This window comes from uncultured Flavobacterium sp., assembly GCF_963975005.1.
Lineage (GTDB): Bacteria > Bacteroidota > Bacteroidia > Flavobacteriales > Flavobacteriaceae > Flavobacterium.
This window is the reverse complement of record NZ_CAXBFR010000090.1, coordinates 1-11,584: the sequence shown is the minus strand read 5'-3', so window position 1 is coordinate 11,584 and position 11,584 is coordinate 1. Positions and strand designations below refer to the sequence as shown.

The 11,584-nt window shown below is 30.4% G+C and carries 5 protein-coding genes and 1 pseudogene; 1 reads left to right on the top strand and 5 read right to left on the bottom strand.

The annotated features are described in order from the left end of the window. The 3 genes and pseudogenes from AACZ53_RS10720 to AACZ53_RS10710 all read right to left on the bottom strand — a co-directional run. Positions 1–1,573 (bottom strand): annotated as a pseudogene (locus AACZ53_RS10720) (hypothetical protein); the annotation flags it as partial. A gap of 111 nt (positions 1,574–1,684) precedes the next feature. After that, positions 1,685–4,087: a thiamine pyrophosphate-dependent enzyme gene (locus AACZ53_RS10715; RefSeq protein WP_339838136.1), complete on the bottom strand. Its 2,403-nt coding sequence runs from the start codon at positions 4,085–4,087 to the stop codon at positions 1,685–1,687. Positions 4,088–4,254: 167 nt separating this feature from the next. Then, positions 4,255–7,008, bottom strand: a complete 2,754-nt coding sequence (locus tag AACZ53_RS10710; RefSeq protein WP_339838134.1) for an aminopeptidase — start codon at positions 7,006–7,008, stop codon at positions 4,255–4,257. Positions 7,009–7,228: 220 nt separating this feature from the next. Here AACZ53_RS10710 and AACZ53_RS10705 point away from each other — a divergent pair, with 220 nt between their 5' ends. Next, entirely contained in the window at positions 7,229–9,214 is a 1,986-nt protein-coding gene (locus AACZ53_RS10705) for an endonuclease (RefSeq protein ID WP_339838130.1), read from the top strand. 58 nt (positions 9,215–9,272) lie between these two features. Here the strand turns inward: AACZ53_RS10705 and AACZ53_RS10700 are convergent, their stop codons facing one another. Then, positions 9,273–9,998, bottom strand: coding sequence for a TIGR00730 family Rossman fold protein (locus AACZ53_RS10700; protein ID WP_339838127.1), 726 nt, complete (start codon positions 9,996–9,998; stop codon positions 9,273–9,275). A gap of 29 nt (positions 9,999–10,027) precedes the next feature. Further along, on the bottom strand, positions 10,028–11,584 hold a 1,557-nt coding region (gene uvrA / locus AACZ53_RS10695; protein WP_339838124.1), incomplete at its 5' end, for an excinuclease ABC subunit UvrA.

The window sequence follows — 11,584 nt, the reverse complement described above, 5'->3', positions numbered from 1 at the left end:
AAAAATCATTTGAAGGAGCCGGTGGAAGAGTAGAAACGCAAACATCAAAAGTTGTTGTTTGTAAGGGTATTGAACCTGATGAATACACTCTAATATAATAAATTTCTCCTATTACTAAACTATTTGAAATACTTAGATTAGGATTACTACAAAGAACTTGAGTTAAATTATCGCAAGGGTTTGTTGCATCCGTTGAAGTATATAAAGCATGATTTAAATCTAAAGTACTACCAGAAATATTTTGAATGCTTACAAGGAGTTGTGTATGTGTAGCAGTAAACGAAAACCAAACATCATCATTAGTAGTTCCTACACATGAGTTTGCTTGTGAAGAACTTGTGGCTCCAAAAATAGTACTCGAAGCTATATTTGTACAAGTTCCGTCTGTATTAACAGTTAACGGTGTTGCGGTATTACAATTATCATTTGTAGGAACAGGAGGAGCTGCAATACAAGTTGTATTTAAAGTAAAAGTTCCTTGAGAACTTCCTAATCCATAAACATATATATAATATAAAGTGTTAGATGTTGTTGCTATTTGTACTTGAGATTGTAATCCACAAGAATCATCATTTCCAGTTACACAAGTAAATGCTCCACAACTACCTGTAAATAATTGAATTTTTGTGTCAAAACTAGAGCCACATAATGAAAATGTAACAATATCACCAGTACCCATATAAGAATACCAAACACCACCAGAACCAGAAGTCATTCCACATGTAGTAGTTGAAGCTCCTGTTGTTGTAGCACCAACAGTTGTTTCTGTGATTGTGCTTCCACACGTGATAGGAATTGCTGCTGAGCATAAATCATTTACTGCGGGACAAAATAATTGTGTTAAGGATGAACTATTTTTAAAACAATTAGCATCTTGTTGATTTTGTAAATTTACTGAAACATTAGTCCCATTTGCAAAAGGTCCAAATTGAATTTGACCTGTATTTGTTACTATTTGTGATGTTGAAACTGGAATTGTTGTTCCAGCGATTGAGCTTGCAGAACCCATATTCGTAACATTTGCTGTTACAAAAAAAGTATCTGTTCCACTAGTACAGTTAGACACAACAGCAAAACTAGCTGCCATATTTGTACAAGTATTTTCTGTTATTGTTAAATTATAAGAAATTGTTTGAGGTGCAGCCCAAGAAGAAATAACTACGTAATAAGATTGTCCAATAGTTGGAGTAAATGTGACTGAATCCGGTAGAGTATTTCCATTTCCAGAAGTGGTTCCAGTAACACAACTAACACCAATATTTGCACAAGAATTGTATACAAATAATCCAGACCAAGTTGAATTTGTTTGCGCCGAAATTGTTAAAGGATTTGCATTTGTTGGAGTGATTTTATAAAAGACATCATTTCCGTTTAAATAAGTTCCAGTAGTTCCACATCCTGAAGAACCAGGAGCTCCATCAATTAAATCTAAATAATTAGTTGTGTCATCTTGCGTACTATAGGGAATACTAGTTACAAGAATTGGATCTGTACATGTTGTTCCGATTTGGGCATATATTTGATTGACAAATAATGTTGCTATAAGAAACAGTTTAAGGGTAATTTTGTTCATGTTTTGTGGTTTTTTGGCTAGTTGATTGATTATCAAATATAAACAAAATATTTACTTAAAACTTAATTTGTAAAAAAAATCCTCAAAAATTATTTGAGGATTTTTATATTTTTAATACAAACTAGAATATTTACTAGGATTAGCTTCATTCATTATTTCATAAACTTTTTCGAAGACATCTTCAATACTTGGTTTCGAAAAGTAATCACCGTCGGTTCCGTAAGAAGGCCTATGTGGTTTAGCAGCTAATGTTTGTGGTTTGCTATCTAAATAATTGTAGGCCGATTGATTTTCTACAACTTCTTGTAAAATATAAGCACTTGCACCACCAGGAACATCTTCATCCACTACTAACAAACGATTTGTTTTTTGAATACTTTTTACAATATCATGATTCAAATCGAAAGGTAATAAAGATTGAACATCAATAATTTCAACATTAATATCGTGTTCTTGTAATTCTTTAGCAGCTTGTTCTATGATTCTTAATGTTGAACCATAAGAAACAATTGTAATATCTTTCCCTTCTCTAATAGTTTCTACAACTCCAATTGGTGTTGTGAATTCTCCAAGATTAGTTGGCATTTTTTCTTTTAAGCGATAGCCATTTAAACATTCAATTACTAAAGCTGGTTCGTCTGTTTGTAATAATGCGTTATAGAAACCTGCAGCTTTGGTCATGTTTCTTGGAACTAAAACGTGAATTCCACGAATAGCATTGATAATCATTCCCATTGGAGAACCTGAATGCCAAATCCCTTCTAATCTATGTCCACGTGTACGAATGATTAAAGGTGCTTTTTGTCTTCCTTTAGTTCTATATTGTAAGGTTGCTAAATCATCACTCATGATTTGAATAGCATATAATAAATAATCTAAATACTGAATTTCTGCAATTGGTCTTAAACCTCTCATGGCCATTCCAATTCCTTGTCCTAATATAGTGGCTTCACGAATTCCAGCATCTGAAACTCTGAATTCACCATATTTTTCTTGCATGCCTTCTAAACCTTGGTTCACATCACCAATATTTCCAGCATCTTCCCCAAAAACTAAGGTTTCAGGATATTTTGAGAAAATAGCATCAAAGTTATCTCTTATCACAACTCTTGCATCAACATCTTCTGCTGCTGCATCAAAAGTTGGTTTAATTTCATTTATCTTAGCAATAGCATCTTTTGAAGAAGAAAATAAGTGTGAACTAAATTTAGGTTGAATAGTTTCTTTATAGCTAAAAATCCAAGCTGATAAATTAGCTTTACTGTCTTCATTTTTTATTAAACGTAAAACTTTTCTAGCTGTTGAAAGCGTATCTTTTCGGATTGGTTCTTTTATGGAAGCCAAATCCGAAGCATATTTTTCAATAAAAACTTTGTTTGAACTTGTTGAAGCAATTGATTTTAACAATTCTACTAATTCATCACGTTCTGTTTTTATGGGGTTTAAGTAAGCGTTCCAAGCCGCTTTTTTACCTTCTAAAACTTCTTTTTTAATTGATTTTTCTAACTCTTCAATTTCTTCAGCTGTTGAAATCTTATTTTCAATTGACCATGTTTTCATTTTAGCTAAACAATCAAAATCAGCTTCCCAAGCCAAACGTTCAGCATTTTTATACCTTTCGTGACTTCCAGAAGTTGAATGTCCTTGAGGTTGTGTCAATTCTTGAACGTGAATTAAAACAGGAACATGCTGTTCTCTAGCAATTGTTGAAGCTTTTTGATAAGTTTCAATTAAAGCCGGATAATCCCAACCTTTAACTCTTAGTATTTCATAACCGTTAGTGTCTTTTTCTTTTTGGAATCCTTTTAAGATCTCTGAAATGTTTTCTTTTGTAGTTTGATATCTTGCGTGAACCGAAATTCCGTATTCGTCATCCCAAACACTCATTACCATAGGTACTTGAAGTACACCAGCTGCATTTATAGTTTCAAAAAACAAACCTTCAGAAGTAGAAGCATTTCCGATTGTTCCCCAAGCTACTTCGTTTCCGTTTATTGAAAAGTTAGTTTTATTGGTAATTCCGTTTACGTTTCTATATATTTTTGAAGCTTGTGCTAAACCTAACAAACGTGGCATTTGACCTGCAGTAGGTGAGATGTCTGCACTTGAATTTTTTTGTAACGTTAAGTTGTTCCAATTTCCGTTTTCATCTAAACTATGTGTAGCAAAATGGCCACCCATTTGACGACCAGCACTCATTGGATCATTTTCCAAATTCGTATGACCATATAAACCCGCAAAAAATTGTTCGATATTTAAAGCACCAATTGCCATCATAAAGGTTTGATCACGATAATATCCTGAACGGAAATCACCATTTTTAAACGCTTTTGCTAAGGCTAATTGTGGAACTTCTTTTCCGTCTCCAAAAATACCAAACTTAGCTTTTCCTGTTAATACTTCTTTTCTTCCAAGAAGACTACATTCTCTACTAGTAATAGCAATTTTTAAATCAGAAAGAACTTCTTGCTTAAAATCTTCAAATGAAATATTTTGTTTGGTTTTTGCTTCCATAAATTATACAATTGGGTTTGGTACAAATTTAATAAATTGAATGAATAATTTATGTTAAAAGCAATTGTTTTTTATGCTAAAAATAAATTATTCATAATATTTAGCTATTTTGTTGTAAATAAATAACTAAAAATCTAATAAAAATGATTTTTTTTCAAGAATAAGTATTAAAACCATTTTCTTGTAAAAAGTGAAATTAGTGTTTTTGGACTTAAAGTAACCACAAATCTTATTTTTTGACCATAATTATCTTGATTTAATTCAAATCCGTTTGATGATTGTACCGGAAAATATAATTCAAAATAATCGGGAACTAAATTTAAGCGAATTCCACTATCATAAATAAATTGTGTTTTGATGTATTTATTTTTAACTAAACCCACATCACTATAAACTTCAATCCAATTCCAAATATTAAAACTACCGTTTATAGTTGACATCCATTGATTTGCATATCTAGTGTCAAATTTAGATTTAAAACCTCCTTCGCCCATTACATATTGTTGACTGAATAAACCAGTTGATTCTGAACGGCCCAATAAATTATAATTGAACAAATAATCAGTTGGTCTGTCTACACCAAAGCTAAAGAAATCTGAATTAGTACTTCTATACATAAATGTACCTACATAAAAACGCAAATTAATTCTTCGATTATCTTCAAAGAGTTTCCTGTATTCAATTTCTGCAGCTATTTTTCCAAAAGAACTTGCAATTTGCAAATCAGTATGAAAGGAATAAAATTTTGTTATTTCTGACTGAATATTGTAATACTTTGCATTAAAAACAGAATAATTCTCTGTATTAACATCAGTTGTAAAATTTGATTTTTCTCGATCAACATAATATTGAGTTAATTGAATGTATTCATTTTTGTTGTATCTGAAATTATTATCTCTAAATCGAAATTGAATAGATGGAATAATTCTAGTATACAAAGCTTCTGGTGCGTAATGTGACATTGAAGCAGACATTGAATATCTAATATTATACAAACGGCCTTCACGAACATTTTGATTGACCATTGCTGAAATACCTCCAACAAATTTTTGTGTGTTAGAAGAATATTCGGGCGAAATATCAAAAGAAAAAGGTTTGTTTAAGAGCGAACGATTGTTTATTTTCATTCCAATCTTTATGCCATCATATAAATTATATTCAGCTGTTGGAACATAAAATACTTGATTGTAATAGGGATTTTCTAAATCTTTAAAGAAAGTAAATTTTAATGGTCTATGGTTAAAAATTAGGCCTTTTAATGAATACCAATTGTTTCTTAAATTATTTTCGGGGACTTCAGTTTTGTAGTTTAAAACTAATTTATCTATATTAGTTCTCGGAATTACAAAAGTCGTATCTGTTTTTATATTGGTAAGCCATTTTTTATATACAATAGTATCGTTACTTAATCCATATAAAGGAATTGGAACATTCGTTAACGTTTTGTTTTTTATAGAAATACTTATCGAATCTTTTTGTTTTTTAATGGATCCAAATTTATAATCAATCAAATCTCTTTTGTTAATTACTGTATCAAAAAACCAATCAATGTCTTTTTGTGTATTTTGATTTAAAATATATTCAAAATCATATCTTGATGTTTGTATGTCTTGATTCATTTTCAAAAACTCAACAATACTTTTTTGTACTATATTATTTTCTAAATAAGAATCTAAATAACGTAAACTCAATCCTGCTCTATATTTTCCAGCTATTTGTTCGTTGAATTTGATTAAAGAATTTTTATCACTGCCTATGGGTTGATCTAAGTTTTTTCTAACCATTAACAGATAAACATAATAAAATTGGTCATTAAAATCTGTACTTAGAATATTGTAGCCTTTTAGTAATTTAATTTTGGATAAACTACCCATCATTTTGAACTTTGGATAATAATAATCAATATAATTCATCAATATGTATTGTTGAATTCCTTCTTCAATCCAATGGTCTTTTCTGTGGTTAACTAGAATTTTTTCTTTTAATAAATTATTCAAATAAGTCTTTAAAAATCGTACTTCAAATATAAATTCATCTGGAAAAGGATTTATAAAAGAAGGCAATTGATTAACTCCATAAAAAGGATTTTTGTTATAATCATCGTTAGAAACAACAATTTTATTTTCTTTAGGATTTCCAATTTGAGTAGAGACATATTTAGTGATTTTATCAATAACTAAAGCTACTTCAATTTCAGATAAACGTTTGTCTTCAAAATTTGAAATTACTTCTACATTTTCATTTTTATAGCTTTTGAATGAAATGGCATCAATTGGTTCTAAAATTAAAGATACTGTTTGCCTGCTTTTTGCTATTAAGGTATGTTTTTTACTAGTTAAGTTTTCAAATATCACTTTTTGATTTAGGCTGCTAAAAACTTGGTAATTTTTAGGGAATTCAATATCAATTTTATAATCACTAACAGCATTTGAAATGTCATCTAAATTTTCATTGCTTTGGGTGATGAATTGTTTGTTTTCGTATCTTGGTATGGATAAAAACCAGTCCTTTAGATATATTTTGCCATTAGTATCAAACCCATATTTTGTAAACTTTTCATTTGGGATTTTTACGATATAATTAAAAAGAATTTTCTGCTTCGAATTGGGTAATATGGGTTTGTTTAAACAAACTTTTATGAGATCGACTCTTTCTTCAAAATTTTCCCAAACTACTTGATTGAAATTTTCATCTACAATAGAATTTATTTTGGTAAATCCTCTGTCTTCTTCTTTAGCTAAATGAAAGACTCTCGAAAATTCATCAGAAAATCGTTTTGCTAATGCAGAATTTTTTGATGAAAACGCATTGTTCCAGTCATTTAATAAAATTGAAGTTAAGGTATCACTAGTGTTGTTTGCATACAAAATTTCTTGTTGAATGAATAAAAGATGTTTTTCAGTATCAACTTTAACATTCAAATTTATGCTATGTTGAGCCCAAACGTTAGTTTGAAACAATAGCAGGATTAGTATGAAACGAAATAATTTCAAATTTTAGCAATTTTTTTGAATGTAAATATAGCAAAATCAATAGTTAAGAAACACTATATTCACGATATTTTTTAGGATAAATTGATATTAGCTTAACAATGATTTCTTTTCATTCATTATTAAAAAGCTATCTTTGAAAAAAAATATTATGTCTAAAAAAATACTCTTACTTTTTTCACTTTTCATTTCAAATTTTATTTTTTCACAAATAGTTATTAATGAGGTAGATGGAGATAATCCAAGTACTGATTATTATGAATTTGTAGAATTAAAATCAAGCACACCTAACTTGTCTCTTGATGGATATGTTTTGGTTTTTTATAACGCTGGAAGTTCAGCACCCTATTCAGGTTCACAAAGTTATTACACTTTTGATTTAGATGGTTATGTAACGGATATAAACGGAATTGTTCACGTTGGAAACAGTCAAGTCTCTCCAGCACCAGCAGGAAGTATTCCTAACAACACAATTCAAAATGGACCAGATGTTGTAGCTTTATATTTGGGGAGTGATACTGATTTTCCTTATCAAACAATTGCGACAAACACAAACTTAATTGATGCAGTGGCTTACACCAATAATGCTTCAAATTATCCTACAAATTTAATGACAATTTTAGGAATTACTATTTGTTCTGCTGATATTGAAACTACTACTTCAACTTCAAAATCTGTTCAAAGAAAAAATGATGGAACATATGAAGTAAAAATTCCAACTCCTGGAGCAAATAATGATGGTTCTGGAATTCCTATAACTAGAATAAACATTACTACATCTTTAACAGAGGTTGATGAAGCAAATAGTTTAACAATTACTTACACTGCAAATTTGCCAATCTCTGGTACAGATTTAAACTTTTCTTATGTATTAGATTTTGGAAATTTTAACTCAAGTGATTTTACGGGTGATTTAAATGTTACCATTCCTGTCGGACAAACAACTGTTGTAAAAACAATTCAATTGTTAGATGATGGTATTAATGAAGATGATGAAGTATTAAACATTTATGTTGATAGTGTGCCAACAGGTTATATGATGAATAGAAATAACGTTAAAGTTAGAGTTCACGATGCAAATTTCATTGTACAACCATGGGGAACGCCTTTGAATCCGACTTTTGGAATTGTATCAAGTACAGCACCAGCAGGATATTATAGTACTATTAATGGTTTATCTGGAACTACCTTGAAACAAGCTTTGCAAGATATTATTGCTAACCCAAGTGTTGTACATGCTCAAAATTATGGTGATGTAGAAACAATATTAAAAGTTAGTGATATTAATCCTTTAAACAGTAGTCAAGTTTGGTTAATGTATGTGGAACAACCACGTTCAAAATTAGATTATCAAACAAGTAATTATAATATTGGGGTTTGGAATAGAGAACATATTTTTGCTCAATCTAGAGGTGGTTTTCAAGATGGAACTTCTTCAACTGCAGACGGAATTGATATTTGGTTGCCAACAAATGCAAATGATTTATTGACAGGTCACGGAGATGCACATCATATTAGAGCAGAAGATGGTTCAGAAAACAGTTTTCGTAGTAATAAAAATTTTGGAAATGTAAATACTTCTACAATGTATGCTGGACCAACAGGTACGCTAGGTTCATGGAAAGGTGATGTAGCAAGAGCATTAATGTATATGGATGTAAGGTATAATGCTTTAAATGTTGTTAATGGTGATGTTTCTGAATCACCAACAGGTTATATTGGAGATTTGGCTACATTGTTGCAATGGCACCAACAAGATCCACCAGATGATTTTGAAATGAATAGAAATAATTATATTTATACGTGGCAAATTAATAGAAATCCATTTATTGATAACCCAGATTTAGCGAGTTATATTTTTGGAAGTAATATTGGGCAAACATATACTTTAGGAAATGAGAATTTTGAAGCTTCAAAAGTTGTGGTTTATCCAAATCCAACTACAGACTATATTATAATTGCTGGAATTGAATCTGAAGCTAAAGCTGAAGTTTTTTCAATTACTGGACAAATGATTAAAGAAGTTAAATTTACAAATGAAGTTACACTTTCATTAAGTGGTGTAACTGCTGGAGTTTATTTGGTTAAGATTTCTAACGAAAATTCAAGCATTACTAAAAAGATTATTGTCAGATAGTTTTTGAGAAATAAATTATAAAAAAAGTCCTTCGTTTTGAAGGACTTTTTTTGTTTTATTAAAAGTTAGGAGATAAGTTGTATTTCTTGTAGAAACTATCTAAAGCTTCTAAAACTTGGTCTTCATTATCTACAATTTTAATTAAATTTAAATCATCTGGACTAACTGTTTTATACTTTTCAATCAAAGTAGACTTCACCCAATCAATTAATCCTGACCAAAATTCTGTACCCACTAAAATTATTGGAAACTTTGCGATTTTCTTAGTTTGAATTAAAGTAATTGCTTCGAACAATTCATCTAAAGTCCCAAATCCTCCAGGCATTACTACAAAACCTTGAGAGTATTTTACAAACATAACTTTCCTTACAAAGAAGTAATCAAAATTTAAGTTTTTATCTCTATCAATATAAGGATTAAAATGTTGTTCAAAAGGTAAATCAATATTTAAACCTACTGAAGTTCCTCCACCAAAATGGGCTCCTTTGTTTCCGGCTTCCATAATTCCTGGTCCACCACCAGTAATTACTCCATAACCACCTTTACTTATTTTGTAGGCAATTTTTTCGGCTAATAAATAACTTGGATCGTCTGATTTCGTTCTTGCTGAACCAAAAATAGAAACACATGGACCAATTCGTCCCATTGCTTCATATCCATTTACGAATTCGGACATAATCTTAAAAATGGCCCATGAATCGTTAGTTCTTATTTCGTTCCAAGTTTTCTGTTTTAATTGTTCTTGTATTCTTTGATCGTCATTTTCGTATTGATCTACTGACATATTCTTATTTTTATTATTAAACAAACAGGCTAAATTAATTCTTTTTTCAAGAATTGAGCCGTGTAACTTTTTTTATTTTTTACAATTTCCTCAGGAGTTCCTTTGGCTATAAGTTGTCCACCACCTTTTCCTCCTTCATAACCAATATCAATAACATAGTCAGCTAATTTCACTACATCTAAATTATGTTCGATAATTAAGACTGTATTTCCTCGTTCTACCAATTCATTCAAAACACCCATTAATACTCGAATATCTTCAAAATGCAATCCAGTTGTTGGTTCATCAAGAATATAAAATGTATTTCCGGTGTCTTTTTTAGATAACTCTGTAGCTAATTTGATTCGTTGTGCTTCACCTCCAGAAAGCGTTGTACTTTGTTGCCCTAATGTAATGTAACCTAATCCAACATCTTGAATGGTTTTAACTTTTCTATATATTTTTGGAATCAATTCAAAGAAAACTACAGCTTCATCAACAGTCATATTCAATACATCTGAAATTGACTTTCCTTTGTAACGAATTTCTAAAGTTTCTCTATTAAAACGTTTTCCTTGACATGTTTCACATTCTACATAAACATCAGGTAAGAAACTCATTTCTATAGTTCTAACCCCAGAACCTTCGCAGGTATCACATCTTCCACCTTTTACATTAAAACTAAAACGACCTGCTTTATAACCACGAATCATGGCTTCTGGTGTCATTGTGTATAGTTTTCTAATTTCAGAAAACACATCGGTATAAGTAGCTGGATTACTTCTTGGAGTTCTTCCAATCGGACTTTGGTCAATTTCAATAACTTTGTCAATATGTTCTAATCCTTCAATTTTTTTGTAAGGTTGTGGTTTTTTTACACCATTAAAAAAGTGAGCATTTAAAATAGGGTAAAGCGTTCCATTAATTAAAGTAGATTTTCCAGAACCTGAAACTCCAGTTACGCAAATCATTTGTCCTAATGGAAATTCAACCGTGACATTTTTTAAGTTATTTCCTGTTGCACCAGAAAGTTTTAGGATTTTCCCATTACCTTTTCTTCTTTCCGTTGGTACTTCTATTTTCATTTTACCACTCATGTATTGAGCAGTCATGGTATTTTCTTTTAATAATTCTTTTGGTGTTCCTTCACTAATAATTTTTCCACCAAATCTTCCTGCTTTTGGACCTATATCAATTACGTAGTCAGCACGTTCAATCATGTCTTTGTCGTGTTCAACAACAATAACAGAATTTCCAATATCACGTAAGTTCTCTAATGATTTTATCAGGCGTTCATTATCTCTTTGATGCAATCCAATACTTGGTTCATCTAAAATATATAAAACGCCAACCAATTGCGATCCAATTTGTGTAGCCAATCGAATTCGTTGCGCTTCACCACCAGAAAGCGATTTAGAACTTCTATTTATGGTCAAATAATTTAGACCAACATCTAATAAAAATTGCAAACGCGATTCAATTTCTTTAATTACTTCAACAGCAATTGCATTTTGTTTTTCGGATAAATTTTCAGGTAATTTTTTGAACCAATCAAATAACTCATTGATATCCATGTGAACTAATTCACCTATGTTTTTATCGTTAAT